Consider the following 16,685-nt stretch of genomic DNA (forward strand, 5'->3'; position numbering starts at 1 on the left):
ATGATATGGTCATATAAATTGAAGAGAGGCATTTTTTAATGCAGGATAATAATTTAGTAAATGTGAATTTAACGAGCGAAATGAAGACAAGTTTCATTGATTATGCCATGAGTGTCATCGTTGCTCGGGCTCTTCCTGATGTTCGAGATGGTTTAAAGCCTGTTCATCGAAGAATATTGTATGGAATGAATGAACTAGGTGTTACCCCTGATAAACCACACAAGAAATCTGCTCGTATTACAGGTGATGTTATGGGTAAATATCACCCACACGGAGATTCCTCTATCTATGAAGCGATGGTGCGGATGGCGCAATGGTGGTCTTACCGTCATATGCTGGTCGATGGTCACGGAAACTTTGGTTCTATGGATGGAGATGGTCCCGCAGCACAACGGTATACAGAAGCTCGTATGAGTAAAATTTCGCTTGAGATGTTGCGCGATATTAACAAAAATACAGTTGATTTTGCGGATAACTATGATAGCAGCGAACGTGAGCCATTAGTCTTACCGTCGCGTTTTCCTAATTTATTGGTTAATGGAGCAACTGGTATTGCTGTGGGAATGGCTACCAATATTCCTCCTCACAATCTTGGTGAAACCATCGATGCCGTAAAATTAGTCATGGACAAGCCAGATGTGACAACACGTGACCTTATGGAAGTATTGCCTGGTCCAGATTTTCCAACGGGAGCTTTAGTCATGGGAAGGTCGGGAATTCACCGTGCTTATGAAACTGGAAAAGGTTCTATCGTTTTACGTGCTCGGACAGAAATCGAAGAAACTAAATCTGGTCGAGAACGGATTGTTGTTACCGAATTTCCGTATATGATCAATAAAACAAAAGTGCACGAACATATTGTACGGTTAGTTCAAGAAAAACGCATTGATGGGATTACGGCAGTTCGTGATGAATCTAATCGAGAAGGAGTGCGCTTTATCATTGAAGTGAAGCGTGATGCAAGTGCGCATGTTATTTTAAATAACTTATTTAAACTCACGCAAATGCAGACGAATTTCAGTTTCAATATGCTAGCGATTCAAAATGGAGTTCCTAAAATTCTCTCCTTGCGTGAAATTCTGCTTGCTTATATTGAACATCAAAAAGAAGTGGTAACTCGTCGGACGATTTTTGATAAGGAAAAGGCCGAAGCACGTGCCCATATTTTAGCAGGTTTGTTGATTGCGCTTGATCATATTGATGAAGTCATTCGCATTATTCGAAATAGTGAAACGGATGCTGAAGCACAAGCGGAATTAATGTCACGTTATGAGTTATCTGAACGTCAAAGTCAAGCAATTCTGGATATGCGTCTTCGTCGTTTGACAGGATTGGAGCGCGATAAGATTCAGTCTGAATACGATGATTTAATGAAATTAATTGCGGATTTGACAGATATATTGGCAAAACCAGAACGAGTTGTTGCGATTATCAAAGAAGAGTTGGAAGAAGTCAAACGTAAATTTTCTGATAAGCGCCGTACGGAACTAATGGTCGGGGAAGTTTTATCTCTTGAAGATGAAGATTTAATTGAAGAGGCTGATGTTTTAATCACGCTTTCCAATAAAGGTTACATCAAACGGCTAAATCAAGATGAATTTACAGCTCAAAAACGTGGTGGTCGAGGGGTTCAAGGGACAGGTGTTAAGGATGATGACTTTGTTCGTGAATTAGTTTCTACTAGTACACATGAACGCTTGCTCTTCTTCACCAATAAAGGCCGTGTTTATCGTTTGAAAGGTTATGAAATTCCTGAATATGGTCGTACAGCTAAAGGACTTCCAATTGTCAATTTGTTGAAATTGGACGAAGGTGAAACAATTCAGACAATCATCAATGTTCAAGCTGAACACGATGATCATTCTTATCTTTTCTTCACCACGCGCCATGGTGTGGTAAAACGAACTAGCGTAACAGAATTTGCTAACATTCGTCAAAACGGGCTAAAAGCTCTGAATTTAAAAGATGAAGATGAGCTAATTAACGTCTTTCTGACAGATGGGCAAACAGACATCATTATCGGAACAAAAATGGGCTATGCTGTACGATTTAATGAAAATCAGGTTCGCAACATGGGACGAGCTGCAACTGGTGTACGTGGCGTAAATTTGCGCCAAGATGATCATGTTGTGGGAGCTAGCGTTATTTCGGATAATCAAGAAGTGTTAGTCATTACTGAAAAAGGTTATGGTAAGCGAACTTTGGCTAGTGAATACGCTACGAAAGGCCGTGGCGGAAAAGGGATGAAAACAGCGAATATCACTGAAAAGAACGGTCCATTAGCGGGGCTTATGGCCGTGAACGGTGATGAAGATTTAATGATTATCACAAATACAGGTGTCATTATCCGAACAAATGTTGCTAACATTTCTCAAACAGGACGTGCAACTTTGGGTGTTAAAGTAATGCGACTAGATAAGGGAGCGCAAATTGTTACTTTTACAAGTGTTGAAGCAGAAAATGAAAAAGAAGTGGATGAATAATAAACTAGATAAAAGGAAATGTTATGTCATCAAGAAGAAAAAAACATAATAAAAGAAAAAATATTCTGATTAATATTGTTGCGACATTGCTAATTATTGTAGCGCTTGCACTTATTTTCAACTCTTCTATTCGTAATATGATTATGGTCTGGCATACCAATAGGTATCAAGTGAGCAATGTTTCAAAAGATAAGATTAATAAAAATAAAAAAGCCAAAACCAGCTTTAACTTTGACAAAGTAAAATCATTGTCAACTGAAGATGTGATTAATGCTCAATGGCGAGCTCAGCAATTACCAGTTATTGGAGGAATTGCTATCCCAGAACTTTCAATGAATCTACCAATCTTTAAAGGCTTGGATAATGTAGGGCTTTATTATGGTGCAGGTACTATGAAAGAAACGCAACAAATGGGGAAAGGGAATTATGCATTGGCGAGTCACCATGTGTTTGGAATTACAGGTGCAAGTAATATGCTATTTTCTCCATTAGATCGTGCAAAAGCCGGAATGAAGATTTACCTAACAGATAAAGAGAAGATATATACTTATTCCATTACTTCTGTTGAAAATGTTTCACCTGACAGAGTAGATGTGATTAATGATCGTGAAGGAGTCAATGAGGTAACGCTAGTGACCTGCGAAGATGCTGCAGCTACTTCGCGAACGATTGTTAAAGGAACACTAGAAGGAGAAACTTCTTACAAGGATGCTCCAAAAGAAATTTTGAATGCATTTAGTAAAACATATAATCAAATGCAACTATAAAATAAAAGAAGCTGGGCAAAGATTCCGTTTTTAGTCAAAATTAAGTAGCTAACAATAGAAAAGCTTAAAATCAAGTTATTAAAAACGTTGATTTTAAGCTTTTTTCATTATTCAGGAAGTTTTTGCTTAACCTTTTTCGTTAGCTGAAAGTAAAACGACTCGTGTTAAATTTTGATGACAACTCAATTACCATCACTAAATCGCAAACAAATCGTTAAGGTTTTCAGCTAGGGTTGGATGAGTAAAGATTTGTTTTGTGAAATAAGTATATGGTATGTTGTTGTCCATAGCTACAGTTAGAATGTTAATAATTTCTTGAGCTCCTTGTGAGAAGATAGTAGCGCCAAGAATTTCTTTAGTTTCTGTGTTTACAACTGCTTTGAATGTCCCTCTGAGGTCAGCATTGACATGTCCACGTGGCATAGCTGAAACTGGAATTTCTTTAGTTGCATAAGGCAATCCTTGTTCTTTAGCTTGTGCTTCAGTTAGACCAATTTGAGCGAGTGGTGGAGCGATGAACATGGTAGTCGGTACATTTTTACGATTATCAAGTGTGTATGAGCCGTCACCTGCTAAATAACTAAAGACTATACGGAAATCATCTAATGAGACATAGGTGAATTGCAATCCACCGTTGACATCTCCAACAGCAAAAACGCCAGAAACACTAGTTTGACAATGCTTATCAACTTGGATAGCACCACGATCTGTTATTTGAATATCTGTATTTTCTAGCTTTAATGGTTCAATATTTGGCTTGCGACCGGTAGCATAAAGCAACGCATCAAAATGAAAACTTTTATTTTTAGTAACGACAATCACCTCGTCACCATCATTTTTAACTTCTTGAGTAAAGACATTTTGAAGAATTTCAATGCCATCTTCTTCCATGTATTGTTTGGCCATGGCAGCGATAGAAGGTTCTACACGTGGCAGAAAGGTATCGGCAGCATCAAGAACAGTGACCTTACTTCCTAATTTATTGAACAAACCAGCAAATTCAAGACCGATATTCCCACCGCCAAGAATTCCAAGACTTTTAGGTAGTCTATCAAGGTTTTGAATACCTGTTGAATCATAAACATTTTTTGATGTAGTAAGTCCTGGGATTGGTAGAATGTTAGAGATAGCACCTGTATTGATGACGATATTTTCAGCTGTTAATTCTTGTTTTTGGTTACCTGAGACAATTTCAATTACCTTATTGGATAGAAAATGAGCTTCTGCATTAATAATATCGACTCCAGCACCACTAATAGTTGCGTAATTTTTCCCATTGAGTCTGCTAGTAACCGCATTTTTCTCAGTCATTACTTCTTCAAAAGATAATCCTTTTTCTGCAGCTACTAGTAAGGTTTTGGTTGGAATACAAGCGATATTGATGCAAGTTCCGCCGTACATAGCTTTACTGCGTTCAATCAAAGCAACCTTTTTTCCTTGCATTGCCATTTTGGCTGCTAATGTTTTTCCGGCTTTACCAAAACCAATGACAATTAGATCATATATTAACATGGTTTTCCTCCGTTTTTTACAAATATTGTAGCACATCTATTCTGAAATTGCCTGTATTTTGCTCCGTAAAATTGATCTGGCCGCTACATGTAGTGGAAAAAATCTTTATAAAATTCAAGAATTTTATAAAGATTTTTTTAGAATCTGAAAATTTTTTTATTTGGAAAATTTAGATTTTAACCTTTGAAAATCCACTAAAATCAGCATGTATAACACTAGCTTATGGGAAGTTTAATTTATCTTAAGTAGACATTATAGCGTGTTCGATATAAAATGAAAGCGTCAACAAATACTGAGCCTTAAAATGAAAGCGCTCTTATCATACTATTACAAAGGAGTCCATACTATGGCAACCAAAGAAGAAATTTTACGTGAACTATATCCTGAAGATCTTTTCCATTATGCAGATGGTTTGACATTAGGAGAAGCAGAAGTTTTGCAAGAAACTCGTCGTTTGATTGAAAAACATCTTCGTCCTGTTATCAATGAACATTGGGAAAAACCTGATTTTCCATTTGAACAATTTTACACAGTTGCCAAGGGTGCACAAATTATGAACAATCCTAAATTGTTTGAGGGACGTGAAGGCAGCTACAAACCATCAGAACTTTATATCGCATTCCTTTACTTGGAATTGGCTCGTTTTGATACATCAATGGCTACATTCTATACTGTTCATGGCGGACTTTGCTATAATACAATCTTGCTCGGTGGTGATGAACGTCAACAAAAAGAATTTCTTCCTAAATTAGCAGCATTTGATTGGCAAGGATGTTTTGCTTTGACAGAGCCACTTTCAGGTTCAGACATTGCAGGTGGACTCGCAACAACTGCTGAACGTGTTGGAGATAAATGGATTCTTAATGGTGAAAAACGTTGGATTGGTGGTTCAGATACAGCAGATGTTATCCCAGTATTTGCTCGCGATGTTGCGGATGGTAAGGTTAAATGTTTTATCGTTCGTAAGGGAGCTCCTGGTTACGATGTAGAAGTCATCCAACATAAAATTGCACTTCGGTGTGTTCGAAATGGTCATATTACCATGACAAATGTTGAAGTTCCAGATTCAGACCGTTTAGTAAATATCAATGGATTTGCAGATGTAGCTCGTATTCTTACATTTACTCGTGCTGATGTGGCTCATATCGCTATGGGGATAACTTGCGGATCATTTAATGCAGCCTTGAAATACGCTACAAATCGTCAACAATTCAAACGTCCAATTGCTAAATTCCAAATTATTCAAGAAAAATTGGCTAGAATGCAAGCAAACGCCGTGGCAGCAATCGCTTATTCAGTTCGTATCGCTGAAATGCAAGAAGCAGGTAATGAATTGATGTTAAATTCTGCTCTTGCTAAAATGCACAATTCACTTGTTATGCGTGAAACGGTGGCTCTTGCCCGTGAAACATGTGGAGGCGATGGAATTACTCTTGAAACAGACGTTGCACGCTTCTTTGCAGACGCTGAGGCAGTTTACACTTATGAAGGTTCTCATGAAGTCAACGCTTTGATTGTTGGTCGTGAAATCACTGGCTTAGGTGCATTTGTATAATGACGAAAAAGGAGCGATTGAGGGGTGTATATCATTCAATCGTTCCTATTCTTTCGCTTTAAATTTTGTAACGTATTAGATAGGAGAAAAAATTGAATATTTCAAACGTAATGATCATTGGATCAGGTCAAATGGGAAGTGGTATTGCTCAAGTTTTTGCGCAATCAGGCTTTACGGTGTATTTGAATGATATTAAAGAAGAATTCGTTGAAAGAGGCATCGGAAATATCACTAAGCAACTAACACGCTCCGTTGAAAAAGGTCGTCTTTCAGAAGATGATAAAAATAGTATTTTGAGTAAGCTGATTCCATCAACTTCATATGAGGATGCTAAAAATGTTCAGTTAGTTATTGAAGCAGCTACTGAAAATAGAGATATTAAGTTGAGTATTTTTAAACAATTAGATGAATTGACATCTCCAGAAACTATTTTAGCTTCAAATACCTCATCTTTGTCTATCACAGACATTGCTGCAGCAACAGTACATCAAGAACGAGTCATTGGAATGCACTTCTTTAATCCTGCTCCTGTTATGAAATTGGTCGAAGTAATCAAAGCACTTCAAACATCAGAAGAAGTCGTTAAAGCTGTTCGTGAATTAACTGAAAAAATCGGTAAAACAGCAGTTGATGTTAAAGATTCTTATGGTTTTGTAGTGAACCGTGTGTTGATTCCGATGATTAATGAAGCGATTTTCATTCTCGGAGAAGGGGTTGCAACAGCTGAAGAAATTGATGAAGCTATGAAACTCGGTGCTAACCATCCTATTGGACCATTGGCTTTAGCTGATTTGATTGGTTTGGATGTTTGCTTAGCTATTATGGGTGTATTGAATAATGGATTTGGTGATCCAAAATATCGTCCTGCTCCATTGTTGAAAAAAATGGTTGAAGCTGGTAAACTGGGGCGTAAGACAAAGGAAGGTTTCTTTAAATATTAAGATATAAGGAGCAAGAAATGAAAGAAGCAGTGATTGTATCAGCAGTTCGTACACCATTAGGTTCTTTTGGTGGAAGTTTGAAAAATATTTCAGCTGTTGATTTGGGAAGTTTGGTTATTAAAAGTGCGATTGAACGAGCACATTTGAAAGCAGAACAAATTGATGAAGTGATTATGGGAAATGTGTTGGCAGCAGGACTAGGGCAAAATGTAGCACGTCAAATGAGTGTCAATGCGGGTATTCCAGTCTCTTCTCCAGCCTTTACAGTGAATAAGGTATGTGGTTCAGGACTGAAAACAGTTCAATTAGCTGCCCAAGCAATTTTATGTGGAGATGCAGATATTATTGTAGCAGGTGGTGCAGAAAATATGAGTCAGGCACCATACGTTCTTCAAGGTCAGCGTTGGGGCTCTCGTATGGGAGATACAAAAGTGATTGACACTATGTTACGCGACGGTCTGACTGACGCTTTTGGTGATTTCCATATGGGAATCACAGCTGAAAATGTTGCTGAACAGTATGATATTTCTCGTGAAGTCCAAGATGCTTTTGCTGTTCAGTCACAACAACGTGCTGTGGCAGCTATTGAAGCTGGACGTTTCAAAGAAGAAATCGTTCCAGTGATTATTCCACAGAGAAAAGGTGAGCCAATTGTTTTTGATACGGATGAATTTCCAAGAAAAGATGCCTCACTAGAAGGTTTGGCTAAATTACGCCCTGTCTTTAAAGAAGGCGGAACGGTCACAGCTGGTAATGCTTCTGGCATCAACGATGGAGCGGCAGCAGTTGTTGTCATGAGTTCAGAAAAAGCGAAAGAGCTAGGCATTCCTGTTTTAGCAACCATAAAATCCTATGCAAGTGCAGGATTAGATCCGAAAATCATGGGTTGCGGACCAATTTATGCTTCTCGTAAAGCACTTGAAAAAGGTGGCTTTACAACTGAAGATCTTGATTTGATTGAATCCAATGAAGCATTTGCATCGCAAGCATGTGCTGTTGGTAAGGAGCTAAATCTTGATCCGGAAAAAGTAAACGTAAACGGTGGTGCCATTGCACTTGGTCATCCAATTGGAGCATCAGGCTGCCGTATTCTGGTTACTTTGTTGCATGAAATGGATAAACGCGATGCTAAACGTGGTCTTGCAACTCTTTGTATCGGAGGAGGAATGGGCACAGCAGTTATTGTAGAACGTTAAAAATAATTACCTACTAAATTTAATTTACCATTTGATTTTTTTACTCTGTAAAACAAATTCCATCTAAGACGTTTATCTTAAATGATTCTTAGTAGAATTTGTTTTTTTATTTTGAAAATCAAAAAGTCTTAGTATTTTTTATAACTCTATAAGTTTAACTTATAGAGTTATAAATTAAGATTAAGTAGACGAGAATGGGAAAATGGGATATCATAGCATTGTAAGCTCTTACATTTTGGGTTCAAGTATTTGTTGACACTGTACTTAATATTTCAAATTTTATAAGTAGGAGCATTAAAATGAGTAAAACTGTTTTACTAGAAGTGAAAAACAGCATCGGCTACATTACGATCAATCGTCCTGAAGCATTAAATGCTTTGAGTTCTCAAGTATTAACTGATCTGAATGATGTTCTTGATCAAGTTGAACAAAGTGAAGAAATCCGTGTTGTGATTGTAACAGGGGCAGGAGAAAAGGCATTTGTAGCTGGAGCTGATATTAAAGAAATGGACGTGATGTCGCCAATTCAAGCTTTTGAATATATGACATTTGCAAACAATACTTTTACTCGACTTTCTGACTTACGTCAACCAACAATTGCAGTGCTCAATGGGTATGCACTTGGAGGAGGAATGGAATTAGCACTTTCGACAGATATCCGTATTGGATTTGAAAAGACAGTTGTTGGCTTTCCAGAAGTTGGCTTGGGCATTATTCCAGGATTCGCTGGTACTCAACGTATGTCTCGTTTGATTGGAACAAGCCGTACGAAAGAATTGATTTTCACTGCTCGTACAGTGAAAGGTCAAGAAGCCTACGAACTGGGAATTCTTAATAAGTTGGTTTCTGCGGAAGAACTGTTAACTTCAGCTGAAGAATTGGCTGCTGCAATTATGAAGAATGCACCGTTAGCAGTAGAGAAAGCTAAACATGTTATTCAGGTTGGTTCTGAACTTCCACTTAAAAATGCTATTAGGCTCGAAACTGAAGCAGAAGCATTGTTGTTCTCTACAGAGGATAAAGTAGAAGGGATGCATGCTTTTGTAGAAAAGCGCAAAGCTGTTTTTAATCGCAAATAGTAGGTGGAGGTAGTGGTATGCACATTGTAACATTACCAGAAGCAATTTCTAAGATTAAATCTGGCGATATGGTTGGCATCTCAGGCTTTCTTGGGGTAGGTGAACCATTTGAACTCATTGAAGAACTGATTCGACAAAATCAACAAAACTTAACAATAGTATCGGTGGTGACTTCACAACCCGGTAAAGAAGTTGGTGTTGGTCGTTTATGCGAAAACCACCAAGTAAAAAAATACATCGCTGCTCATGTGGGAACTTCTGCAGCAGTGCAACATGAATATTTTAGTGGTGATATGGAAGTTGAGTTCACACCAATGGGAACTGTGGTGGAACGACTTCACGCTGCTGGAGCCGGTTTAGGAGCTGTCTTGACTCCTACTGGTGTAGGTACTATTTTGGAAAATGACTATGAAAAAGTAGTCCGTAATGGCAGAGAATATCTGGTTTATGACCCTTTGAAAATCGATGTTGCTTTGATTAAAGCTACCAAGTCAGACAAATATGGTAATTTATATATTGACGGTACAACTAAAAATATTTCATTGCAACTAGCGCTTGCAGCTGATACAGTTATTGTCGAAACTAATGACATTGTTGAAGTTGGTGAAATCGATCCCAACGATATATACATTCCAGGAATCCTTGTAGATTATGTTGTTAAAAGTTTGACTGCTGAAGAACATCATGAAATGATGGGGGACCTCTGGACGGAGACAAAAAAATTTGCAGGGGTAGTGTAATATGAAACCAAAAGAAATTATTGCAAGACGTATCGCACTTGAATTTAAGGATGGAGATGTCATCAACCTTGGTTTTGGGATTCCGAACGCTTCTGCTGATTACATTCCTGAAGGTGTGAATGTGATTCTTCAAGCAGAAAATGGGGCACTTCGTTTTGGTGAGACACCGACAAAAGAAAACTACAATGCGAATCTGGCCAACTCTGGTGGAGCCCCCATTACTCTTTTACCAGGAGCGTCTTTATTTGATCTTCAAACTTCTTTCGCTATTATTCGTGGAGGTCATGTTGATGCGACAGTTTTAGGAGCGCTAGAAGTCAGCCAAGATGGCAGTATTGCAAACTGGATTATTCCTGACAAATTCGCGCCAGGAATGGGAGGGGCTATGGATCTTCTCGTTGGTGCTAAAAAAGTTATCGCTGCCATCCAACATACAACCGTTGATGGACAGTCAAAACTGCTGAAAGAGTGCACATTGCCTCTATCAGCTAAAGGAGTTTTGGATTTAGTCATCACAGAACTAGCGGTATTTGGCTTTCAAGATGGTAAATTCCTGCTAAAAGAATTAGCACCCGGCGTCACTCTGGAAGAAGTCCTTGAAAAAACAGCTGGTGACGTAATTGTGTCGGAAGATTTAAAAACAATGTCTATCTAGTTAAAATATCAAGCAAATAGAACTACTGTTTGCCATAAAATGTGTTACTATATGCTTATAAAGAACTTTATCGATGATAAGTTTTTAATCGAACTATTAGCAACTAATCATCTGTATTCAAAATGATTGGTTGCTATTTTATTCTTGACAAATTACATCACAAAAATATTGAAGATAGGAGACGACGAACATGGATATTATTCAAATGACGTATTTTATTAATATCGTTGAATGTGGATGTAATCTTTCAATTGCTGCTAAAAAAATTCATATTAGTCAATCTGCTTTGAGTCAATTTGTCACAAATTTTGAAACCGCTGAAGGACTTCAGCTTTTTAATCGTAGAAATGGAAGGCTAGAAAGTCTGACAGAAGCTGGTGGGAAAATTTATCGTTTTGCAACTGAAATTGTTAATCGTTACGAAGAAATGCAGTCCATGATTCATAGAGAAGCCCAGAAACAAAAAGGTACCATTAGTTTAGGTATTCCTTCTTTGATTTTACGCGTTTACTTTGCCAGTGTGCTCCCTAAATTTTTAAAGGATAATCCACACATCAATATTCAAGTTGTAGAAGGTGGAAGTAAGGATTTACGTCAAAAATTTATCGAAGGCGATTTGAATTTTGTTTTATTGATTGAACCAACTAGTTTGGATACAAAAAAATATGAGCAATATATTATACAAGTCGATGAATATGCGGCTTACATGGACAAAAATCATCCTTTAGCGGATAAAGAATTTTTAGAATGGAAAGACATCGCTGCTTATGATTTGGCAACCTTTAATAAATCATTTACCACTTATGAATTGATAACAGAGAAATTAAAAAACAAAAAAATAAAAACGAATTTTACCTATTTATCATCAACGTGGGACTTTTTAACAGAGTCCACGTATGAGAACGATATGATTGCTATTTTACCTCGTCCAGTAGAGTACTTTGTAGATAAAGATAAATTTAAAGTTGTCCGTTTTAAAGATCCGATACCATTTAATATTTGGTTCTGCAGACCTTATAAAACAAATTATAACGAAGTTGAAGCATATGTTTATGAAGAACTTTTAAAAGATTATTATCAGCCTATTTCAGAGCCTTGATACTTAATAAAGGAGAGAATCAATGTCAAAAAATAGCACTACAGCAACAATGCTTGATTCATATGTAAATACAGCAATTAGAAACTATGTAAGAGAATATGATGAGTCAAATGATTTCCCAAGAGAGATATGGGATAATTTAGCGAATGATATGAAGATATTTTCGCCCATTTTATCTGAAAAAAATCATACATTGAGTTCTGATTTCATCACATTTATCCGAAAAATTGCTAATGAATTTGCTGCTCTTTCAGCTATTTTATTAACCCAAGGCTGCTATGGCATCTATTCTATTTTAAATTTTGGGACAGCAGAGCAAAAGGAGTTATATCTTGAAAAATTACTGAAAGGCAACTGCATAGCAGGGCTGGGATTTTGTGAATATAAGCACTTAAATGGACTGGAAGACCTAGAAACCTATGCAACAAAAACTGAGCAGGGCTGGTATCTATCAGGGAAAAAAGCCATGATTTCTAATAGCAGTGTTGCAGATATATTATTAATTTTGGCAAAAGTAAAAGAACAAAGTAAGGAAGAGACGTACGGACTCTTTATTGTCGATCCGAATGATTCAGATGTTCTGATTGGTGAACAAATTGAAAAGCCAGGGTTAATCGGTCTCCCTTTGAGTTCAGTTACTTTAGAAAATGTCTTACTCCCAAAACATGCTTTACTGGGAGGTGAATTGCTTGGAGATGTACAATTTGCTAACATTATCAAGAATATGCAACTTGGTTTAAGTGCTATTGCGTTAGGGATTGCTGAGGGAGCTTTTAAGAAAGGACTTGAATTTGCAAAAGTGAAAAGAGAATTTGGTAAGCGCTTGATTGATGTCGAGGTTCACCAACATAAGTTTGCTGATTTGTATAATAAACTATGCTCGGCAGAAGCTTATTTTGACTCCTATCCTAGTCAGATAGAAGAAGACGCAAAATTTGTTTCTCGCATAAAATTATACACAACTAAAGTTGCAATTGAAATATCCGATGAAATTATTAGACTTATCGGGCCTTTTCAAAAATTTGATAAAATTAATATCAGACGTTACTTAAAGGATGCTGAGATTATTGAAAATTATGGTAGGTCTGGAAATTCTATTAGACGAGAAATTGCTGAAAGATGGCTAAAGGAGTAAGAAATGGCAAAACTCACTCTACAAGAATATCAATTTGGAGACATGAAACTAATTTGGTTACGTGGTGCTGATAAAATGACGGATGCAGGCACTCTCTTTGGCCCTGTACCAAAAGTTGTTTGGTCACGCTATTATCCAACAACTAAAGAAAATATGATGGTTGAATTGACAGATCCCATATTGATTCAATACAAGGACAAAAACTATTTAATTGATGCAAGTTTTAATACTGCTAAACTTTCGGATAAACAGAGACGAAATCTAGGAATTTTATCCGAAAGCAGAATTGAGGAAAGCTTGGAAACCTTAGGGTTGACACCAAAAGATATTTCTCATGTGTTGATGACTCACATGCACCACGATCACTCTGGCGGTTTAACGAAATTAGATGAAAACAATCAATTGGTTTCAACCTTTCCCAAGGCTAAGATTTTTGTCAATGATATTGAATGGTATGAAATGATGAATCCAAACAATCGAACGCGAGGAACCTATCTCAGAGAAAATTGGGAGCCGATTCAGCATCAAGTCGAGACATTCACTGAATATTTAAATATCATTCCAGAAATTCAACTAGTTCATACTGGCGGGCATAGCAATGGTCATAGTATTATTTTACTGAAACAGGGAAAGGAAACGATGATCCATATGGCAGATTTGCTCTTAACCCACGCGCATCGTAAGCCTGTTTGGGTTGCTGCTGTAGATGACTATCCTATGCGTTCTATTATTGCAAAAGAAAAATGGCTCAAGGAAGCATTTGAAAATCATTATAAATTTTTCTTTTATCATGATCAATTTTTTGCTGTTGCAGAATTTGACCATGAAGGAAAAGAAATTGTTGATTATGTAAAGCGGATTCGTGAACCAAGACTTCCATTTACCGATAAGCAAGATAGAAAACCTGCTTTATATCATTAAAATTTAAAAATCGCCTTTTATTTTTGAAAGGCTTTTTTTATGACTCTATTTATCAATGCGGATTATTTAAAATTCTGATATAATGAAAATGTTAGAATACTGTAAGAAAGAGGGTTTTCATGGTAACAATTCAATGGTTTCCAGGACACATGTCAAAAGCTCGGAGACAAGTACAAGAAAATATCAAATTTGTGGATTTTGTGACAATTTTAGTAGATGCGCGTTTGCCATTATCTAGTCAAAATCCTATGCTAACTAAAATCGTGGGTGATAAGCCCAAGCTTCTTATTTTAAATAAGGCGGATTTAGCTGATTCTGATCTGACGAAAGAGTGGCGAAGATATTTTGAAAGTCAAGGTATCAAGACCTTGGCAATCAATTCTAAAGAACAATCAACTGTTAAAAAAGTCACAGAAGCAGCTAAGTCATTGATGAAAGAAAAAATTGCTCGGCAAAAAGAACGTGGGATCCAAATTGAAACATTGCGGACTATGATTATCGGCATCCCGAACGCTGGTAAATCAACCCTGATGAACCGTTTAGCTGGGAAAAAAATCGCTGTGACTGGAAATAAACCAGGTGTTACCAAGGGGCAGCAGTGGCTCAAGTCTAATAAGGACTTGGAAATTTTAGATACTCCAGGGATTCTCTGGCCTAAGTTTGAGGATGAAAAAGTAGCTTTAAAACTCGCTTTAACAGGAGCAATTAAAGACGATTTGCTCCCAATGGATGAAGTTGCTATTTTCGGAATCAATTATTTTAAAGAACATTATCCAAAAGAGCTTCGAGAACGGTTCAAGCAAATAGACTTGAAAGAAGAAGCACCGGAAATAATTATGGATATGACACAGAAATTAGGATTTCGCGATAATTATGACCGGTTTTATCAGCTTTTTATCAAAGAGATTCGTGACGGAAAAGTAGGGCGATATACATTGGATATGCTGGGAGACTTGAATGGCAACGATTAAAGAAATTCAGAAACAGTTGGAACAAGTTACTGGTTTGGATGATCCATTTTTTAAAGCGCTGGCTCATGATGAGCGGACTGGGGTAAAGAAATTGGTTGTTAAGCGTCGCAAAGCAATTCAAGACGAGTATGAAGAAGACGCTCGATTGGAAAAAATGCTATGCTATGAAAAAGATTTTTATGCACAGGGTATAGAATGGATTGCAGGCATTGATGAAGTTGGTCGTGGTCCTTTGGCCGGTCCTGTTGTGGCTGCGGCAGTTATTTTACCTAAAAACTCTAAAATAAAAGGTCTCAACGATAGCAAGAAAATTTCTAAGAAAAATCATGAAACAATCTATCAAGAAGTGCTAAAGCAAGCGGTTGCAATTGGTATTGGTATCAAGGATAATCAAGTTATTGATGAAGTGAATATCTATGAAGCAACGAAGTTGGCTATGATAGAAGCAGTTGGAAATCTTAAAATTACTCCACAACATCTTCTGATTGATGCCATGAGGCTAGATCTTCAAATACCACAGACTTCTATCATCAAAGGAGATGCTAATTCACTCTCCATTGCGGCTGCTTCAATCGTAGCAAAAGTGACTAGGGATCGCATGATGACAGATTATGACTTAACTTATCCAGGTTATGACTTTGCGCATAATGCTGGCTATGGAACCCAGCACCATTTAGAAGGCTTAAAGAAAAAGGGGATTACTCCTATCCACCGGAAAACCTTTGAACCAATTAAATCTATGATTGAAAAGGCAGAGGATCAAAAATGATTATTAGCAAGGTTTTAAACAATAATGTAGTCATTTCTGAAGAAAATCACCAAGAAGTAGTTCTAATGGGACGTGGGTTAGCCTTTGGTTGTAAGGCGGGAGATGACATTCAGGACAACCTAATTGAGAAAAAATATGTTTTATCAGAAAAACAAGCGTGACCTGTTATTGGAATTGCCTTCTAATATCATTGAAACGGCTGATGAAATTAGTTATGCGCATAGATGAACAAATGTATTTAACCATTTATTTATCAAGAATGAAAAGGAAAATCAATGGAAACTGAATATGAAAAAATGATAGCGGGACAATTATACAATCCTCAAGATCCAGAATTACGCAAGCTTGTATCTCGTTCTCGCAAATTTCAATACACATTTAACGCAGAACGAGATGACAAAAGAAGAAGTGATTTAGTAAAAGAATGGCTTGGTTCTACTGGTGAAAGTATTTCTATGAAGCCAAATTTTGTTTGCGATTATGGTATCAATATACATTTAGGTGAGAATTTCTACTCTAATTGGAACATGACCATGCTTGATGTCTGCCCGATTACAATTGGAAAGAACGCAATGTTTGGACCAAATTGTCAGCTTTTGACACCTCTCCATCCTTTGAATGCACAAGAACGCATATCAGGTGTAGAGTATGGTGCACCGATAACTATTGGGGATAATTTCTGGGCAGGTGGTGGTGTAACGATTTTACCAGGAGTAACATTAGGTAACAATGTTGTCGTTGGTGCGGGATCAGTTGTCACTAAATCTTATGGTGATAATGTTGTTTTAGCAGGAAACCCAGCTCGGATTATTAAAGAATTAGATAGAATGTAAAAAACGAGAATTTCTCGTTTTTTTAATTC

Annotated in this window: 15 protein-coding genes and 1 pseudogene; 15 read left to right on the forward strand and 1 reads right to left on the reverse strand. The window is 37.1% G+C overall.

Annotated features, from left to right (window positions below):
• Window positions 1–38: 38 nt before the first annotated feature.
• The gene (gene gyrA / locus HMPREF2963_RS06020; RefSeq protein ID WP_070669206.1) at window positions 39–2,483 is read left to right on the forward strand and encodes a DNA gyrase subunit A; all 2,445 of its coding nucleotides are present in this window, start codon (window positions 39–41) and stop codon (window positions 2,481–2,483) included.
• Window positions 2,484–2,506: 23 nt separating this feature from the next.
• Window positions 2,507–3,250: a class A sortase gene (locus HMPREF2963_RS06025; RefSeq protein ID WP_049480428.1), complete on the forward strand. Its 744-nt coding sequence runs from the start codon at window positions 2,507–2,509 to the stop codon at window positions 3,248–3,250.
• 195 nt (window positions 3,251–3,445) lie between these two features.
• Here HMPREF2963_RS06025 and HMPREF2963_RS06030 read toward each other — a convergent pair whose 3' ends face one another.
• Window positions 3,446–4,762 (reverse strand): FAD-containing oxidoreductase, encoded by a 1,317-nt coding sequence (locus HMPREF2963_RS06030; RefSeq protein WP_049480426.1) that lies wholly within the window; start codon window positions 4,760–4,762, stop codon window positions 3,446–3,448.
• Window positions 4,763–5,108: 346 nt separating this feature from the next.
• On the opposite strand from HMPREF2963_RS06030, the gene HMPREF2963_RS06035 reads away from it, so the two are divergent.
• The 13 genes and pseudogenes from HMPREF2963_RS06035 to HMPREF2963_RS06090 all read left to right on the forward strand — a co-directional run bounded on the left by HMPREF2963_RS06035 (window position 5,109) and on the right by HMPREF2963_RS06090 (window position 16,656).
• On the forward strand, window positions 5,109–6,317 hold the full coding sequence (locus tag HMPREF2963_RS06035; protein ID WP_003069045.1) for an acyl-CoA dehydrogenase FadE: 1,209 nt from the start codon (window positions 5,109–5,111) through the stop codon (window positions 6,315–6,317).
• A gap of 92 nt (window positions 6,318–6,409) precedes the next feature.
• Complete coding sequence (locus HMPREF2963_RS06040) at window positions 6,410–7,258, forward strand: 3-hydroxybutyryl-CoA dehydrogenase (protein WP_003069048.1); 849 nt, start codon at window positions 6,410–6,412, stop codon at window positions 7,256–7,258.
• Between the two features lie 17 nt (window positions 7,259–7,275).
• Window positions 7,276–8,454, forward strand: coding sequence for an acetyl-CoA C-acetyltransferase (locus HMPREF2963_RS06045; protein WP_039677112.1), 1,179 nt, complete (start codon window positions 7,276–7,278; stop codon window positions 8,452–8,454).
• Window positions 8,455–8,753: 299 nt separating this feature from the next.
• Complete coding sequence (locus HMPREF2963_RS06050; RefSeq protein WP_003069051.1) at window positions 8,754–9,533, forward strand: enoyl-CoA hydratase/isomerase family protein; 780 nt, start codon at window positions 8,754–8,756, stop codon at window positions 9,531–9,533.
• Between the two features lie 17 nt (window positions 9,534–9,550).
• A complete protein-coding gene (locus HMPREF2963_RS06055) occupies window positions 9,551–10,273 on the forward strand; it encodes a CoA transferase subunit A (RefSeq protein ID WP_003069052.1) in 723 nt (240 codons plus the stop codon).
• Window position 10,274: 1 nt separating this feature from the next.
• On the forward strand, window positions 10,275–10,928 hold the full coding sequence (locus HMPREF2963_RS06060) for a 3-oxoacid CoA-transferase subunit B (RefSeq protein WP_003069053.1): 654 nt from the start codon (window positions 10,275–10,277) through the stop codon (window positions 10,926–10,928).
• A 190-nt stretch (window positions 10,929–11,118) separates the two neighbouring features.
• Window positions 11,119–12,027, forward strand: a complete 909-nt coding sequence (locus tag HMPREF2963_RS06065; protein ID WP_006269593.1) for a LysR family transcriptional regulator — start codon at window positions 11,119–11,121, stop codon at window positions 12,025–12,027.
• 22 nt (window positions 12,028–12,049) lie between these two features.
• Window positions 12,050–13,162, forward strand: coding sequence for an acyl-CoA dehydrogenase family protein (locus HMPREF2963_RS06070; protein ID WP_006269540.1), 1,113 nt, complete (start codon window positions 12,050–12,052; stop codon window positions 13,160–13,162).
• A 3-nt stretch (window positions 13,163–13,165) separates the two neighbouring features.
• Window positions 13,166–14,083 (forward strand): MBL fold metallo-hydrolase, encoded by a 918-nt coding sequence (locus HMPREF2963_RS06075; protein ID WP_003069057.1) that lies wholly within the window; start codon window positions 13,166–13,168, stop codon window positions 14,081–14,083.
• Window positions 14,084–14,202: 119 nt separating this feature from the next.
• Window positions 14,203–15,054 carry a ribosome biogenesis GTPase YlqF gene (gene ylqF, locus HMPREF2963_RS06080; protein ID WP_037597006.1) on the forward strand — a complete coding sequence of 284 codons (852 nt, stop codon included), beginning with the start codon at window positions 14,203–14,205 and terminating at the stop codon, window positions 15,052–15,054.
• Window positions 15,041–15,823, forward strand: a complete 783-nt coding sequence (locus tag HMPREF2963_RS06085; RefSeq protein ID WP_070669207.1) for a ribonuclease HII — start codon at window positions 15,041–15,043, stop codon at window positions 15,821–15,823. Before ylqF ends, HMPREF2963_RS06085 begins: the two co-directional genes overlap by 14 nt.
• Window positions 15,820–16,033, forward strand: a pseudogene (locus tag HMPREF2963_RS09060) (CAT RNA binding domain-containing protein); the annotation flags it as partial. The gene HMPREF2963_RS06085 and the pseudogene HMPREF2963_RS09060, both read left to right, overlap by 4 nt.
• Window positions 16,034–16,098: 65 nt before the next feature.
• Window positions 16,099–16,656 (forward strand): sugar O-acetyltransferase, encoded by a 558-nt coding sequence (locus tag HMPREF2963_RS06090; protein ID WP_049480416.1) that lies wholly within the window; start codon window positions 16,099–16,101, stop codon window positions 16,654–16,656.
• Window positions 16,657–16,685 lie beyond the last annotated feature (29 nt).

Source organism: Streptococcus sp. HMSC067A03, assembly GCF_001814295.1.
Lineage (GTDB): Bacteria > Bacillota > Bacilli > Lactobacillales > Streptococcaceae > Streptococcus > Streptococcus constellatus.